The following is a 15,355-nucleotide window of genomic DNA, read 5'->3' as shown; positions in this document are numbered from 1 at the left end:
TGCCCGCGCGGGGCAGGGACCCCTGGCCGGCGGTGCCCTACGCTGAACCGGTGGCGAGGAGATCCAAGGCGTACTGGAGGTCCGCCGGATACTCGCTGCTGACTTCCACCCACTCACCGGTGCCGGGGTGGGTAAATCCAAGCTGACGTGCGTGCAACCACTGCCGGGTCAATCCAAGGGTGGCTGCGAGACGGGGATCCGCACCGTAGGTGAGATCTCCGGCACACGGGTGACGCAAGGCCGAAAAGTGCACGCGGATCTGGTGCGTCCGGCCGGTCTCCAGGTGCACTTCCACCAGGGTTGCCTTGCCGAAGGCTTCCAATACCTCATAGTGGGTCACTGATGGCCGGCCGTCTTCGATCACCGCGAACCGCCAGTCGTGGCCGGGGTGGCGACCGATCGGAGCATCGATGGTGCCCTCCAGGGGGTCGGGCAGTCCTTGAACCACGGCGTGGTAGACCTTCTCCACCGTGCGCTCCTTGAAAGCGCGCTTCAGCACCGTATACGCGTGTTCAGTCTTGGCCACCACCATGACCCCCGACGTGCCGACATCGAGCCTGTGGACGATCCCTGCGCGCTCGGGCGCTCCGGATGTCGAGATCCTGTACCCGGCGCCGGCGAGACCTCCCACCACTGTGGGTCCCACCCACCCTGGTGAGGGATGGGCTGCGACTCCCACCGGCTTGTCGATGACAACGAATTCCTCGTCGTCCAGCAGGATCTTCAGGCCTTCCACAACTTCCTCCACCACTTCCAAGGGGTCCCGCCGATCAGGGACGGTGACATGCAGCACCGAGCCGGCGGCCAGCTTTGCCGATTTCCCCACTGGCACGCCGCCTACGGTGACGTTGCCCTCAGCGATCAGCAGCGCCGCCGCAGAACGGGAAATGTCAAGCAATTGGGCCAGGCCGGCGTCAGCCCGCACACCTGCAAGTTCGTCGGGCACTACAACAGTGCTACTCACCGGCAGTTTCCCCCGTGGAACCGCCGGCCGGCTTGGCGTCATTGGCAGGCTTGCCGTCATCAGCCGGCTTGGGAGCAGGCGCCTGACGCGTCCCATCCATGCCGATGCCGCGAAGCGTCAGGAGGCAGATGATGACGACGCCGGACACCACAGCTGAGTCGGCGATGTTGAAAATGGCAAAGTTGGGCAGCTGGATGAAATCCACCACGTGTCCCATGGCAAAGGACGGTTCCCGGAACAATCGATCTGTGAGGTTGCCCAGCGCTCCCCCGAGGAGCAGGCCCAGCGACAAGGCCCACCAGGCCGATCCCAGGCGCCGTAGTTGGAACAGGATCGCCACGGATACGACGGCCATGACAATCGTAAAGATCCACGTCACGTTCTCGCCGATGGAGAACGCAGCACCCGAGTTCCGGATGTAGTACCAGTGCAGCAGCGGGGGAAGTACGGGAATCCGCTCGCCCTCCGTCATATTGCTGGTCACCCAAAGCTTGGTGAGTTGGTCAAAGGCGTAGGCAAACACGGCGAAGCCGGCAAACAGCCAGAGCATGGCCGGGCGCCACTTGCGGCGGGCGGCGGGCGCCGGCTGCGGGGCGTCATCGGTGAAATCGGTCATAGTGCTTTCATTCGGGAAGCGTGGCGGGCGCTGTCATGGGCTTTAACAGCAAAAGCCGGTGGCCGAGGAGTCCTCAGCCACCGGCTTTCAGAATACTTGCTAAACGTCTGCGGTTGCTTCGCCGACCTCGGGGGCGGCAACAGAACCACGGGCGTCCAGGTCGCGCAGCTGGCCTTCGATGTAGGCCTTCAGGCGTGAACGGTAATCGCGCTCGAAGCCACGGAGCTGCTCAACCTTGCGCTCAAGGACGGAGCGCTGCTGCTCCAGGGCACCAAGGATCTTGCGGGACTTCTCCTGGGCATCGTTGACGAGGCTGGAAGCCTCGATCTGAGCCTCGGCAATGATCTTTTCCTTCTGCTGCGCACCGTCGGAGACGTGCTTGTCGTGCATCTGCTGGGCCATGGCCAGCAGACCTGCAGCAGATTCAGCGGAGGGTGTGACGCTGTTGTTCGCAGCGGGAGCCTTCGCAGCAGCGGCAGAAGCCGCTGCAGCCTGCTCGGCTTCCTTCTTCTTGGCAGCTTCTGCAGCCTTGGCTTCGGCCTCTGCCTTGGCTTCAGCTTCCTTGTCGACCTTGACGGGGGCAGGAACCTTCTCAACCACCGGAGCCGCAGCAGTTGCAGCAGGCACTGCCGAACCGGCTTCGCCGAGCTTCTTGCGAAGTTCGTCATTTTCCTGGTTCAAGCGGCGAAGTTCCACCACGATCTCGTCGAGGAAGTCATCTACCTCGTCCTGGTCGTAGCCTTCGCGGAACTTGGTCGGCTGAAAGCGCTTGTTGACAACGTCTTCTGGCGTCAAAGCCATCTGGTCACCTCGTTGGTCTAGTTAGTCAGTAGGCCTTCCGGCCGTTCAAAACTACGGTACCTAAATATCATCTTGTTCCTCCAATTCAACACCATCGTGTTGATTTGGAGAATTTGCGGCCTTTGAACCATCGGTGGTCCGGGTTCCGCGGAGCAGCTACGCCAGGCTGCTGGTTACCGCCATAGCAATACTGACGGCAATAATCAGGATCAGGAAGCCCAAATCCAAGGAGATTCCGCCCAACTGGAGGGGCGGTATCAGCCTCCGGAGCCTCCCCAGCGGAGGATCCGTCACGGAGTAGACCACATGCGCTGTAACCAACGCCACACCCCGTGGCCGCCACTGGCGGGCAAACATCTGGACCCATTCGAAGATGAGCCGGATGATCAGGGCAATGAAGAACAGTAACAACACAATATAAATAAGGCCGAAGACAATGCCCACGAGTTAGCTCAGATCTCCCACTTGTTCCGGAATGCGGATCGGTCCCTACTATTGCAACACAGATGCCAGGCAGGGTGACCCGCCTGGCATCCGCAAAAGATCGTTGTCAGCTCTGGTTGAAGAAGCTGGCTTGGGTTTCGCTGGCCTTCTTGTCATCTCCGATGACCTCGACATACGACGGCGACAACAGGAAGACTTTGTTGGTCACCCTCTCGATGCTGCCGTGAAGGCCGAACACCAGGCCGGCGGAGAAGTCCACGAGGCGCTTGGCATCGGCTTCACCCATGTCGGTGACGTTCATGATGACGGGAATGCCATCCCGGAAACTCTCACCAATGACCTTGGCGTCGTTGTAGGAACGGGGGTGAACGGTGGTGATCTGCCTCAGGCCAGAGGCATCTTCGCGGCTGGAGGCCGCACGCTTGATGGGTGTCACGGGTGCGCGGTATTCCTCTTCGGCATCTACAGTGGGCATTTCACGGACAACTTCCCGGACGGGAGCAGGCGCCCTGCGCTCTTCCCGTTCCTGTGCCTGGGGGCGTTCTTCGTCGTGGTGCGAGGCGACGGCCTGCTCAGATTCGTAGTGTTCATCGCCGTCGGCGAGCCCAAGATAGATCATTGTCTTGCGCAGAGCGCCAGCCATGGTGCACTCCTATCGTTTCTGCAGTAGGCGGGCCGCCATGACGTGACATATTGGAACCCCGGCCCGTCATTCCAATACTTTGACGCTACCCCACGGCCGGACGGGAACCGAGAATATCGGAGCCTATTCTCAGGTGTGTCGCCCCGAATTTCACTGCCGCTTCGAGGTCCTGGCTCATCCCTGCGGATATCGCAGTTGCGGCTGGATGAGTGGCCCTGAGGGCCTCGGAAATACCGGCAAGTTTCTCGAATGCCGCTTCCGGGTCCGCTCCCAACGGCGCTACGGCCATGAGCCCGGACAAGTTCAGGCCGGAGGCCGATTCGATCCTCTCCGCCAACACCCCGACGTCGGAGGGGTTGGCGCCACCACGGTGGGCGCCGGCGTCGTCGTCCAAACCAACCTGGATGAAGCAGTCGAGGTGGCTGCGCCCGGTAGCATCCTGTTCCCTCGCAACAGCTTTGGCCAGGGCGTCGACAACCTGAAGCCTGTCGATCGACTGAACCGACGCGGCATACTTGGCTACCGACTTGGCCTTGTTGCTTTGGAGTTGCCCAATGAAATGCCACCGGACGTCGACGTCGGGAAGCCCAGCGCTCTTGGCGGCCGCTTCCTGATCACGGTTCTCTCCAACATCGGTCACTCCGAGTGCAGCCAGTCGGCGGACATCGTCTGCGGGATGGAACTTGGTCACCACGATCAGCTGTGGCGGGTCACTCCGTCCGGCAGCAGCAACAGCCGCTTCGATCCGGCGCCTGACCACGTCAAGCCGGTGGGAGAGTTCGGCGGTCCGGGCATCGCCCGTCAGGCCCTCGCGCTTTTCGTCGTCGCGACCAAGGCTAATCATGAGTCCACACCAAACCTGCAAATCGACCCGTCCGGGAGTCCCGGCGGTATGAGAAAAGTGAATTGTGCTCCAGCGTGCACTCCCCCGAGTACTCCACGGTGACATCCATGGCTTCCAACTGGGCCCTGACGCCGGCGGGAAGGTCCAAGGAGGGCGTGCCCCAGGATGTGGAGGACCACGCGGCAGGAACCCGGGCCGCGACCTCGTCCCGCAACCCGCCGGGCACCTCGTAACAGGATCCGCAGATGGACGGCCCCAGCCAGGCGTGGATATCCAGTGCACCGCGCTTGCGCATTTCCTCAACGGTTGCGGGGACAACTGCGGAAGCCACACCGGGACGCCCGGCATGGGCCACGGCAATCACAGGGCCGGCGCCTGCACCGTTACCCACGAAAACCACGGGTACGCAGTCGGCCACCATGACGGCCAACGGTTGCGCGGCACGGGAGGCAGTGCCGGAAGCGGTGGCGGCTGAAACCATGGCGTCGGCGGTGGGCCCTGCCCCGTGGACGTCAATGAACTCCACGGCGCTGCCATGGACCTGATCCATGTATTGGAACTTGCGGGCTTCCAGTCCGGCGGCCTGTTCAACTTGAGCGCGGCGGGCCAGGACTTCCTCGGGGTTGTCTTCCACGTGGAGAGCCAGGTTCCCGGCGCCTGTATCCGTGAAGGCTACAGAGACGCCGGGCCGAACTTCATTGCGCCACCAGAACACCAGGAATTGACTCTCCGAACGCGGCTTACTTCAAGAAGTCGGGGACGTCGAGGTCGTCCGAACGGCTGCCCGAAAGATCCGGCTCTACTACCGCCGGGAGATCGACGTCGAAGCCTGAGTCGGCAGGGAGCGCAGAGGGACGCTGCTGACCCCAGTTGCTCAAGCCCGCGGCACCGATTCCGGCCGTTGCGTGCTGCGGTGCAGCGGCGCTCGACGGTGCGCTGCTCGGGGCAGCGGGACGATCTGAGGGTACGGGGTTCTGGGCCGGACGCGACTGGTCCATGGAGGGAGAGGTAGCCTTCACGTCATCGAAGCCTGCCGCGATGACGGTCACGCGTGCTTCATCACCCAAGGCGTCATCAATGACTGCGCCGAAGATGATGTTGGCTTCGGGGTGGGCCACTTCCTGAACCAAACGGGCGGCCTCGTTGATTTCGAAGAGGCCCAGGTCCGATCCACCCTGGATGGAGAGCAGGACGCCGTGGGCGCCGTCGATGGAAGCTTCCAGGAGCGGGGAGGCAATGGCCAACTCGGCAGCTTTGACCGCGCGGTCTTCGCCGCGGGCAGACCCAATACCCATCAAGGCAGAGCCCGCGCCCTGCATGACGGACTTGACGTCAGCGAAGTCAAGGTTGATCAGGCCCGGAGTGGTGATGAGGTCCGTGATGCCCTGGACACCGGAGAGGAGCACCTGGTCCGCGGAACGGAAGGCGTCCAGGACGGAGACGTTGCGATCACTGATGGACAGGAGGCGATCGTTGGGGATGACGATCAGGGTGTCGACCTCGTCACGCAGGGCGTCGATGCCGGCCTCAGCCGAACCTGCACGACGGCGACCCTCGAAGGTGAAGGGCCGTGTCACCACACCGATGGTCAGCGCGCCCAGCGAGCGGGCTATGCGTGCCACCACGGGGGCGCCACCGGTGCCGGTGCCACCACCCTCGCCGGCGGTAACGAAGACCATGTCAGCACCGCGGAGAACTTCTTCGATCTCGTCGGCGTGGTCCTCGGCGGCCTGCTTGCCGACCTCGGGGTTCGCGCCGGCGCCAAGGCCACGCGTGAGTTCACGTCCAACGTCAAGCTTGACGTCGGCGTCGCTCATGAGCAGCGCCTGCGCGTCAGTGTTGATCGCGATGAATTCGACGCCCCGAAGGCCTACCTCGATCATGCGGTTGACTGCGTTCACGCCACCGCCGCCGATGCCGACGACCTTGATGACGGCCAAGTAATTCTGCGGTGCTGCCACGTTTCGTGCCCCTTGCTTGTGTCCTATAGCGAAACTGATCGAGTCCAACTTGAATTCTTGGACCTTAACCCTCTAGTTGAAGGTTATTGTTATGTCAAGTAACTCTACTGCGACGGTATTTCCTATGCTTCGCACATGCAATCTCCGCTTGCGCGTGTCGTGTGATTGCCGCGAAATAAGGCCCCCGCCGGTCGTAGGTTACGTCCTCAACGCTGCTTATTTTGTGAATGGGTGCCGCGGAACGCTGACGTCGTAGACACTCACTTGAACCTTAGGGTCCGCAGGCATCTTCAGCAGCGCTTCCAGTGCCTTCGCCTTCAGTTCCCTGTCCTCGGCATTGCCCCACACTACCGTCTTTCCATCCACCAATTTCAGCTCCACGGCGTCCGGAGAGGCTGCCGAGGCCGTGGACATCTTGGCCCGGACATCGGCAGGCAGGGTGTCAAGGACCGCCGCGATGGCCTTGAACAACTCCGTGTTGGTGGCTCCGGCCCCGGCATCGATCAAGGGCAGCGCCACCGCTGACTGGTCCTTGGTTGCCCCGAGCTGCACACCGTCCACATCCACCATCACGTAGGAGTCTCCCTGCTTCAGCAAGGCCACCGGAACGCGTTCGTTGACATGCACCAGCAACTCCGACGGCGGCCGCGCCTCCATCGTGGCGGAGCGAACCTGCACCAGTGGCTTCAAGAGCTCGTTGATCTCTTGTTCACCCACTTGGGGCAGGGGTTTGCCTTCGAGTCCGGAAAGAGCTTTCTGCACCGCTTCCGGAGTCAACAGCGAGGTGCCGTCAACCGTGATGGTCCTGACTGCCAGCACGGGCGAGAAGACCGCTCCGGCGATCAAGGCCGCCACGGCAGCCGCCACAATGGACAGCGTCCATATCAGCAGTCTTCGCTGGCGCCGCCGTTTCGGCTCCGGAAAGACAATGACGTTGTCCGACGATGCGCCGGACGTGGCGGATTTACCGGTGGCCGGCGGCGGCGCAACCGTGACGGAATTCGCCTCTGGGTCAATGGAGCGTTGCGCGCTGATGACGGGGTCGGCTCCGCTGCCCGGCCGTGGGGTGCCCGGTCGGGATTCTGTTCCCGGCCTGTACGTCGGCTTGCGGGTGCTAGCCACCCAAGGCCTCCACGATCACTGGCCCGTAGGCAGTGACGTCGCCGGCTCCCACGGTCAGGATAACGTCACCGTCGTGGGCGACGGCTGCCAGGGCCTGCACTGCTTCGTCAGCTGCCACCAGCCGTCCCGTGGCCAGCTGGTCGGCGATCAAGGCACTGGTAACGCCGGGAAGCGGATCCTCGCGGGCAGGATATATATCCAGGATCAAGGCAGTATCCGCTGCGTCCAATGCCGCGGCGAACTCCTTGGCAAATTCACGCGTACGCGAAAACAGGTGCGGCTGGAACAGGACATGGACTTTACAGCCGCCTGCTACCGAGCGGGCCGCCGACAAGGCAGCGCGAACCTCTGTGGGGTGGTGGGCGTAATCGTCATAGACCCGCACTCCCCTCCCCTGGCCTTTGAGCTCAAACCTTCGCGAGGCGCCGGTGAAATGGCCCAGCGCGGCGGCGGCAGCTTCCGGTTCCACACCAAGTTCGACGGCGACCGCGAACGCGGCTGCCGCGTTCAGGGCGTTGTGACGTCCGGGAACCTGCAATTCAACCTTGTGGACCTGGTCCCCGATGGCCACCGAAACGTCACCCGGGCCGCCGTCGAAGAGCCGGATGTCGGCGTCGTCCGAGGTCCCGTACGTCAGTACCCGCGTGGTCCCCTGGCCTGCGGTGCGCTCGGCCAGGGCACGGGCGCCGGCGTCGTCGGCACAGGCCAGGAGAACGCCGTCAGCGGGAAGGAGCGCCGCGAAGTTGTCAAAGGACGCGAAGACCGCTTCCGGTGTTCCGTAGTGGTCCAGGTGGTCGGCTTCGACGTTGGTCACTACCGCGATCAGCGGCCGGTAATTGAGGAAGGAACCGTCGGACTCGTCCGCCTCGGCAACAAAGATGTCGGAGTCACCATGGGCTGCGTTCACTCCCAACGCCGGGACGTTGGCCCCGATGGCAAAAGACGGATCAACTCCGGCTTCCTTGAGCAGGACGGCGATCATGGAGGTAGTGGTGGACTTGCCGTGCGTGCCCGCCACTGTCACCACGCGGTGGCCGGCCATGGTGGCTGCCAAAGCTTCGGAACGGTGCAACACCGGCAGCCCGGCGGCACGCGCTGCGGCGAGTTCCGGATTGTCGGCGCGGATGGCTGAGCCCGCGACGATCGTCTGTGCGTCTGCCAGATTGCCTTGGTGGTACCCCACCGCGATGCGCGCCCCTGCCGAGGAGAGGTCGTGCATGACTGGAAGGTCTTTGGCATCGGTACCACTGACAGGGACGCCGCGGGCCACCATGATCCGGGCGACGGCGGACATTCCCACGCCGCCGATGCCAATGAAGTGGACGCGGCCCAGGGACTCGAGGGGGGCGATGCTGGTGGTCATGCGGATACCGCTTCCAGGACAAGATCAGCCATGCGCTGATCGGCGTTTCTTATACCAAGGGCTTCGGATTTGCGCGCCATGGCGGCGAGCCGGCCGTGGTCCGAGAGCAGGGGAATGAGTTCTCTTTCAAGCCATTCCGGGCTGAGGTCCTTGTCTTCAACCAGGAGCGCCCCGCCCGCATCCACCAACGGAGCAGCATTCAGCGCCTGTTCCCCGTTGCCGATGGGCAGCGGCACAAACACGGCCGGGACTCCCACCGCCGCCACTTCACTGACCGTTCCTGCGCCGGCGCGTGCCAGAAGGACGTCGGCCGCTGCGTAGACGTTCTCCATCCCATCCACATACTCAACCTGGCGATATCCCTCGGCTGCGAGCAGGCCGCCGTCGTCGTTGAGGAGCGCTTTACCGTTGCCGGTGATGTGCAGGGTCTGGATACCGCTGGCCGCCAATGCCGGCAAAGCGGCAGCGATGGATCGGTTGATGCTCATGGCTCCCGAGGAACCGCCGGTGACGATCAACGCGGGTCGGTTCGGGGCAAAGCCCAAGGCTTCCTTGGCGGCAGGCGCCGCCGTTGACCGGTGCAGCCCGGAAATGGGACGCCGCATGGGCATGCCAACATGACGGGCGCCCCTCAACCGGGTGCCGGAGAAGGCCACTGCAACGTGGTTGCTGAACCGGGCTCCCACGCGGTTGGCCAAACCGGCCCTCATATTGGCCTCGTGGATCACCACGGGGATGCCGAGTTTGCGGGCGGCGAGGTACATCGGAGTGCAAACGTAGCCGCCAACACCCACCAGGACGTCCGCGTTGGCATCCTTCAGGATCCGCCTGGCCTGGGAGACCGCGGCCAGCAACCGGCCCGGCAGCTTGATCAGGTCAAGGGAGGGCCGGCGCGGAAACGGAACCCGGTCAATCGTGGCGAGTTCGTATCCGGCCGCCGGGATGAGCCGCGTTTCCATGCCCGACGGCGTGCCGACAGCCAGGATGGAAGCATCCGGACGCTTGTCCTTGATGGCATCGGCGATGGCCAGCAGTGGGCTCACGTGCCCGGCAGTACCGCCGCCTGCAAGGACGACGGACAAAGGCTTGGACGCAGTGCGGGAATCAGGAGTCATGAAGTGCTATGTACGCTTTCGTGCGGTTTTCGGAGAACGGCGCGGCAGGAACCGGGGGCGCTGCTGCGGCGGCAACTGGCCTCGGGCCAAGGACAAGACTACGCCGATACCGCAAAGTGACATGATCAGTGCTGAACCACCGTAGGAGATGAAGGGAAGGGGCACGCCCACCACGGGGAGGAGCTGTGTCACGACCGCCATGTTCATGCTGGCCTGGCCCAGGAGCCAAACCATGATCCCACCGGCAAGCGTGCGCTGGAACGGGTCGGTTTGCCGGACCACCACCCGGAAGATGGCGATGCCGAGGATCGCGAACAGCACCAACACCACCAGGGTCCCCACCAGTCCAAGCTCTTCTCCGATGATGGCGAAGATGAAGTCGTTGTGGGCTTCGGGAAGCCAGTTGTACTTCTGCCGGCTTTGGCCCAGCCCCAGCCCGGTCCAGCTTCCCTGCGCCAGGCCGTACATGCCGTTGGTGGACTGGAAGTCGAAGTCGAAGTTTTCCGTACAAGAGGCTGAAGCCGTGCCCAGCCACGAGGTAATGCGGCAGATGCGGTTGGCGCTGCTGATGGTTCCCAGGACGGCGCCCACTGCGCCAACGGCACCGGCGATGGCCAGCATCTTCCCCGGCACTCCAGCGAAGTAGAGTCCTGCGGCTGTGATGGCCGCGATGACTATGACCGTCCCGAGGTCGTTGCCCAGCATCACCAAGGCGATGACCATTCCAGCTCCGGGTACCACGGGAATGATGACATGCCACCAGCGGTGGAGGAATTTCTGCTTGCGCGCAAGTACAGCAGCGATCCAGATACAGAGGATCAGTTTTGCCATCTCTGACGGTTGGAGGGTTATCCCGCCAAGGTCGATCCAATTCTTGTTGCCGTTGACGGTGTTGCCCATAACCTGGACCAGGACCAGGAGCACCACCACCGCACCGAGGGCCCACCAGGACAGCCTTTTCATCCAGTTTACGTTGGTCCGCGAAATGACATACATACCTATCAGACCGACCACGCCGAACCCGGCTTGCTTCAAGGCATCCGCATAGGGCGATTTCCCTTCGGAAATCGCCTCGACACTTGAAGCGGACAAGACCATCATGATTCCGATGGCAGTGAGGGCCAAGGCACACCCCAGGATGAGGTAGTAGGTGGAACTGTTGGGCGCCTTGTCCTTGCCTTCCAGGCTGTCCCAAAAGTTGCGCAGGTGTCCGCGGAGCCCGGAAGGCTTCTTCCCCGGCTTGGCCGGAGCCTTGGGTTTCCCGTCCCGGGGGTCCTTGCCGCGGGTGCGGGTGGGCGTGCTGACCATTGTTACTCCTCGGTGGTCGGTGCCTGCCCTTCCACAAGCTCGCGAACTGCCTGGACGAAAGCATCGCCGCGGTGAGCGTAGGAAGAGAACTGATCCATGGATGCAGCCGCGGGTGCCATCAGGACGGTGTCCCCTGGCATGGCCAGTTGGGCCGCCGACGCCACGGCCTGGGCCATGATGGCCTCGCCGTAGATGGGCGAAGCGGCATTGCCGGCTACGGTCTGCACTTTTTCAGTGTCGCCCTTCGCCTGCGCTATCACGGGGACATCCGGTGCGTGTCGCTGGAGGGAGCCTTCCAGCGCCTCGGTATCGGTACCGATGAGCACAACAGCTTTCAGTCGGGGCGCATGTTCTTTGACAAGGTCGTCATAGTTGACTCCCTTGGACAGTCCTCCCGCTATCCACACAACCTGCTGGAAGGAAGACAACGCAGCGGACGCAGCATGGGGGTTGGTGGCTTTGGAGTCATTGATCCACAGAACCTCGTTCTGCTTGGCCACCAATTGGATGCGATGGGCGCCGGGCAGGTAGTTGACCAGGCCCTGCTTCACCGCTGCCGGCTCAATCCCGTAAGCGCGGACCAACGCAGCGGCTGCCAGCGCGTTGGCCACCATGTGCCGCGGCGCCACGGGCCCGAGGTCGGACATCGCGGCCAACTCCGCTGCGGAGTCTTTGCGCTCGGCAATGAAGGCACGGTCAACCAGCAGTCCGTCCACCACACCCAGCATGCTGATGGCAGGTGTGTTGGTGGTGAAGCCAATGGCACGGCACCCCTCCACCACATCGGCATTTTCCACCATGCGTTCGGTTTCGATTTGCTCCGCGTTGTAGACGGCAGCCTTCTGGGTGTTCTCATACACCTTGGCCTTGTCCGCAAGGTAGGAGGCATACGATCCGTGCCAGTCCACGTGGTCCTCAGCGACGTTGAGGCACACGCTGGCCACAGGTGACAAGGAGTGGCTCCAGTGGAGTTGGAAGCTGGAGAGCTCAACAGCAAAGGCGTCGTAGTCCACCGGATCGCGCAGCGCATCGAGGATGGGGGTTCCCACGTTGCCTACGGCGATGGCCTTGAGCCCCGCCGCCTGCAGCATGGATTCGGTCATGCCCACGGTGGTGGTCTTGCCGTTGGTACCGGTAATGGTGAGCCAATCCGCCGTCTTGCGTCCCTCGCGGACGCGGAGTCGCCAGGCCAGTTCTACATCTCCCCAGACGGGGATGTGCTTGCGCTTGGCGGCAGCGAGCAACGCTTGGTCGGGCCGCCATCCCGGCGAGGTAACAACGAGTTCAGGCTGAGAATCATCGATCAACGGCAAGGCACTGACGGCATCTTCCCCCAGCAACACATCCACCGCGCCAACAATTTTCAGGGTGTCTGCTTGGGCTTTGGCCTTGGGTGTGGTGGCCGCATCAACCACCACTACCTTGGCTCCAAGCTCGATCAGGGTGTCAGCAGCCGAGAAGCCGGACACGCCGATTCCCGTTACCACCACCCGCAGGCCGCTCCAGTCAGCGTCCCAGCTTGTAAGTCCGTTGAGCCTGTCCACGGCGGACGGCGTTGTCTCCGGGCTTCCGTTCACAGCAGTACCACCCATTCAGCGTAGAAAATTCCAAGGCCGGCGGCCACGAAGAGGCCGGCGAGGATCCAGAAACGGACCACCACGGTGACTTCCGCCCAGCCCTTCAGTTCGAAGTGGTGTTGGAGCGGCGCCATCTTGAAGACACGTTTGCCGCCGCTGAGCTTGAAGAAGCCCACCTGGATGATGACCGAAAGGGTGATCAGGACAAAGAGCCCACCGATGAAGGCCAGCAACAGTTCAGTGCGGGACAGGATGGCGAAGGCCGCAACTGCGCCGCCGATCGCCAAGGACCCCGTGTCACCCATGAAAATCTTGGCCGGTGACGTGTTCCACCACAGGAAGCCCACCAGGGCGGCACTGAGGATCGCTGCCAGCAGGGCAAGGTCCATGGGGTCCCGGACCTGGTAACAGCCACTGCCCGCTTCACGCGGCGATCCGCAGGCCTGGTTGTTCTGCCAGATCCCCATGATCGTGTACGCCCCGAAGACCATAATGGAGGCACCCGCGGCCAGACCATCCAGGCCGTCAGTCAGGTTCACGCCGTTCGTGGCCGCGGTGATGATCAGGTTGGACCACACGATGAAGAGGATCGCACCGAGCACGGTTCCCCCAAAAGCGAGGTCCAGCCAGGGGATGTCGCGAACCAACGAGATCTGGGTGGATGCCGGGCGCAAGCCGTCCTCGTTGGGGAACTGCAATACCAGGACAGCGAAGATGATCCCCACCGCTGCCTGGAGGATCAGCTTGGCGCGGGCGTTCAGGCCCAGGCTTCGCTTGTTGGAAATCTTGATGTAGTCATCCAGGAAGCCCACAAAACCCATGCCCACCATGAGGAACAGCAGCAGGAGCCCGGACGCCGATGGCCCCGGGGAGCGGGGGTTCATCATCCACATGATCAGGTGGGTCACGAAGTAGCTGATGAGGACGGCCGCCACCACCACAGTTCCGCCCATGGTGGGGGTGCCGCGTTTGGTGTGGTGGGACGTCGGACCGTCGTCCCGGATGAATTGCCCGTAGCTCTTGGCCACGAGGAACTTGATGAACAGGGGTGTCCCAATCAGGGCCACCAGAAGGGCGACGCCGGCGCCGATCAAAAGTGCAATCACAGCAGCTCGTTCCCTTCGCTTGCGGCCGCTTCAGCCGCGTTGTCTCCGGTGGGCTCGGCCCGTGGAGGTAATGCTATCCGATCACCCAAATGCCGCAGCCCCACTCCGTTGGAGGACTTGAACAGCACCAGGTCACCGGGTTCAAGCTCGTTCTGAAGGAGCTCGTAGGCTTCTTCCACTGTCTCGGTGAACGAACATTCGTCACCCCAGGATCCTTCCTGGATGGCTGAGACGTAGAGGGCACGTGCTTCGCGTCCCACCACCACCAGCCGTGAAATGTTCAAGCGGACCACCTGCGTGCCCACTGCGGTGTGCTCGCGGATGGAGTCCTCCCCCAGTTCAAGCATGGCCCCAAGGACCGCCCAGGTCCTCCTGCCTTGCCCGAGGTCTGCAAGGGTCCGCAGCGCTGCCCGCATCGATTCGGGATTGGCATTGTAGGCATCATTGATGATGGTCACGCCGTCCGCGCGTTCCGTCCGCTCCATGCGCCAGCGGCTGGCCGCAGACTGTGAGCTCAAGGAGGCGGCAACAGCGGCGGCCGGGATGCCTGCGGCAAACGCGGCTGCCGCGGAGGCCAACAGATTGGTCACATGGTGACCACCGATCAGGCGGCTTCGCACCTCGACGGCAGGCCCGCCGTCGGGCAGTACAAGATCAAATTCCGGGAACCCTTGGTCATTGACCACTACGTTGCGGGCTTCGACTTCCTCGGTAGTCGCCGGTGACGACGTGAAGCCCAGGACCTTGGCCTTGGTCCTGCTGCGCATGGCTGCAACGCGGCCGTCGTCCAGGTTGATGACCGCTGTGCCGTGCTCGCTGAGGGCTTCAACGAGTTCGCCCTTGGTTTGGGCGATGTTTTCGACGCCGCCGAATTCACCTGCGTGCGCCGTGCCCACTACCAGGACAACGCCGATGTCCGGCTTGACCATGTCCGCAAGGTACTTGATGTGGCCCAATCCAGTGGCGCCCATCTCGATGACCAGGTACCGGGTGTCTGCGTCAGCGGCGAAAACCGTCAGCGGCACACCCACCTCACCGTTATAGGAACCCTGCGGGGCCACCGTCTTGCCGGCCTCCGTCAGCACTCCGGCGAGGAGATCCTTGGTGGTGGTCTTGCCGGCCGAGCCCGTGATGCCGATGACGGTAAAGTCCTCGCCACGCTGCGCACGTTCAGCCCGGATGCGCCGGACGCTCTCCGCTGCCAGCGCGCCCATGGCCAAGACCGCGTCGTCAACCACGACGGCGGGGAAAGGGCTTCCGGCGGCATCGGCCACTTCACGTTCGGCGAGGACCAGTACGGCGCCGCGCTCGAACGCGGCATCAACGAAGTCGTGGCCGTCGGCGTGCTCGCCGGGCTTGGCCACGTACAGGGAACCGGGTGTCGCTTCCCGTGAATCAGTGACGACGGAGGTGGGCACGACGTCGGGAGCTCCGGTCAATCGGCCATGGGTGATGTCGGCGATCTCCGCCGCAGTAAGTGCAATCATCTCG

The 15,355-nt window shown here is 63.2% G+C and carries 15 protein-coding genes; all 15 read right to left on the bottom strand.

What is annotated here, in order from left to right; genetic code table 11:
- Nucleotides 1–37: 37 nt before the first annotated feature.
- The 15 genes from RQH14_RS17590 to murF all read right to left on the bottom strand — a co-directional run bounded on the left by RQH14_RS17590 (nt 38) and on the right by murF (nt 15,351).
- Entirely contained in the window at nt 38–964 is a 927-nt protein-coding gene (locus RQH14_RS17590) for an RluA family pseudouridine synthase (RefSeq protein ID WP_311214423.1), read from the bottom strand.
- Nucleotides 957–1,580: a signal peptidase II gene (gene lspA, locus RQH14_RS17585; RefSeq protein ID WP_311214422.1), complete on the bottom strand. Its 624-nt coding sequence runs from the start codon at nt 1,578–1,580 to the stop codon at nt 957–959. Before lspA ends, RQH14_RS17590 begins: the two co-directional genes overlap by 8 nt.
- Before the next feature lie 99 nt (nt 1,581–1,679).
- Nucleotides 1,680–2,381 carry a DivIVA domain-containing protein gene (locus RQH14_RS17580; protein ID WP_311214421.1) on the bottom strand — a complete coding sequence of 234 codons (702 nt, stop codon included), beginning with the start codon at nt 2,379–2,381 and terminating at the stop codon, nt 1,680–1,682.
- A gap of 156 nt (nt 2,382–2,537) precedes the next feature.
- The gene (locus tag RQH14_RS17575) at nt 2,538–2,825 is read right to left on the bottom strand and encodes a YggT family protein (protein ID WP_017200850.1); all 288 of its coding nucleotides are present in this window, start codon (nt 2,823–2,825) and stop codon (nt 2,538–2,540) included.
- A 106-nt stretch (nt 2,826–2,931) separates the two neighbouring features.
- Nucleotides 2,932–3,468 (bottom strand): cell division protein SepF, encoded by a 537-nt coding sequence (locus RQH14_RS17570; protein ID WP_026542515.1) that lies wholly within the window; start codon nt 3,466–3,468, stop codon nt 2,932–2,934.
- Nucleotides 3,469–3,553: 85 nt separating this feature from the next.
- Nucleotides 3,554–4,312, bottom strand: coding sequence for a YggS family pyridoxal phosphate-dependent enzyme (locus RQH14_RS17565; protein ID WP_311214420.1), 759 nt, complete (start codon nt 4,310–4,312; stop codon nt 3,554–3,556).
- Nucleotides 4,305–5,027 carry a polyphenol oxidase family protein gene (locus RQH14_RS17560; RefSeq protein WP_311214419.1) on the bottom strand — a complete coding sequence of 241 codons (723 nt, stop codon included), beginning with the start codon at nt 5,025–5,027 and terminating at the stop codon, nt 4,305–4,307. The genes RQH14_RS17565 and RQH14_RS17560 overlap by 8 nt, the downstream gene beginning before the upstream one ends.
- Before the next feature lie 25 nt (nt 5,028–5,052).
- Nucleotides 5,053–6,273 (bottom strand): cell division protein FtsZ, encoded by a 1,221-nt coding sequence (gene ftsZ / locus RQH14_RS17555; RefSeq protein ID WP_011774419.1) that lies wholly within the window; start codon nt 6,271–6,273, stop codon nt 5,053–5,055.
- Nucleotides 6,274–6,489: 216 nt separating this feature from the next.
- Nucleotides 6,490–7,395, bottom strand: a complete 906-nt coding sequence (locus RQH14_RS17550; protein WP_311214418.1) for a cell division protein FtsQ/DivIB — start codon at nt 7,393–7,395, stop codon at nt 6,490–6,492.
- A complete protein-coding gene (murC, locus tag RQH14_RS17545) occupies nt 7,388–8,758 on the bottom strand; it encodes a UDP-N-acetylmuramate--L-alanine ligase (RefSeq protein WP_311214417.1) in 1,371 nt (456 codons plus the stop codon). Before murC ends, RQH14_RS17550 begins: the two co-directional genes overlap by 8 nt.
- Nucleotides 8,755–9,873 (bottom strand): undecaprenyldiphospho-muramoylpentapeptide beta-N-acetylglucosaminyltransferase, encoded by a 1,119-nt coding sequence (murG, locus tag RQH14_RS17540; protein ID WP_311214416.1) that lies wholly within the window; start codon nt 9,871–9,873, stop codon nt 8,755–8,757. The genes murC and murG overlap by 4 nt, the downstream gene beginning before the upstream one ends.
- A 6-nt stretch (nt 9,874–9,879) precedes the next feature.
- Nucleotides 9,880–11,181, bottom strand: coding sequence for a putative lipid II flippase FtsW (gene ftsW / locus RQH14_RS17535; protein ID WP_311214415.1), 1,302 nt, complete (start codon nt 11,179–11,181; stop codon nt 9,880–9,882).
- A 2-nt stretch (nt 11,182–11,183) separates the two neighbouring features.
- Nucleotides 11,184–12,773, bottom strand: a complete 1,590-nt coding sequence (murD, locus tag RQH14_RS17530; RefSeq protein ID WP_311214414.1) for a UDP-N-acetylmuramoyl-L-alanine--D-glutamate ligase — start codon at nt 12,771–12,773, stop codon at nt 11,184–11,186.
- Nucleotides 12,755–13,864 (bottom strand): phospho-N-acetylmuramoyl-pentapeptide-transferase, encoded by a 1,110-nt coding sequence (gene mraY, locus RQH14_RS17525; RefSeq protein ID WP_089594499.1) that lies wholly within the window; start codon nt 13,862–13,864, stop codon nt 12,755–12,757. Before mraY ends, murD begins: the two co-directional genes overlap by 19 nt.
- Entirely contained in the window at nt 13,861–15,351 is a 1,491-nt protein-coding gene (murF, locus tag RQH14_RS17520) for a UDP-N-acetylmuramoyl-tripeptide--D-alanyl-D-alanine ligase (protein WP_311214413.1), read from the bottom strand. Before murF ends, mraY begins: the two co-directional genes overlap by 4 nt.
- Nucleotides 15,352–15,355 lie beyond the last annotated feature (4 nt).

This window comes from Arthrobacter sp. WCS2018Hpa-7, from assembly GCF_031843805.1.
Lineage (GTDB): Bacteria > Actinomycetota > Actinomycetes > Actinomycetales > Micrococcaceae > Arthrobacter.
This window is presented reverse-complemented; position numbering and strand designations above follow the sequence as displayed.

What these genes read in the sequence shown, in the direction of transcription:
- lspA (WP_311214422.1), bottom strand. Translation starts at nt 1,580, where the DNA reads ATGACCGATTTCACCGATGACGCCCCGCAGCCGGCGCCCGCCGCCCGC.
- RQH14_RS17580 (WP_311214421.1), bottom strand. Translation starts at nt 2,381, where the DNA reads ATGGCTTTGACGCCAGAAGACGTTGTCAACAAGCGCTTTCAGCCGACC.
- RQH14_RS17570 (WP_026542515.1), bottom strand. Translation starts at nt 3,468, where the DNA reads ATGGCTGGCGCTCTGCGCAAGACAATGATCTATCTTGGGCTCGCCGAC.
- RQH14_RS17565 (WP_311214420.1), bottom strand. Translation starts at nt 4,312, where the DNA reads ATGATTAGCCTTGGTCGCGACGACGAAAAGCGCGAGGGCCTGACGGGC.
- murC (WP_311214417.1), bottom strand. Translation starts at nt 8,758, where the DNA reads ATGACCACCAGCATCGCCCCCCTCGAGTCCCTGGGCCGCGTCCACTTC.
- murG (WP_311214416.1), bottom strand. Translation starts at nt 9,873, where the DNA reads ATGACTCCTGATTCCCGCACTGCGTCCAAGCCTTTGTCCGTCGTCCTT.
- ftsW (WP_311214415.1), bottom strand. Translation starts at nt 11,181, where the DNA reads ATGGTCAGCACGCCCACCCGCACCCGCGGCAAGGACCCCCGGGACGGG.
- murD (WP_311214414.1), bottom strand. Translation starts at nt 12,773, where the DNA reads ATGGGTGGTACTGCTGTGAACGGAAGCCCGGAGACAACGCCGTCCGCC.
- murF (WP_311214413.1), bottom strand. Translation starts at nt 15,351, where the DNA reads ATGATTGCACTTACTGCGGCGGAGATCGCCGACATCACCCATGGCCGA.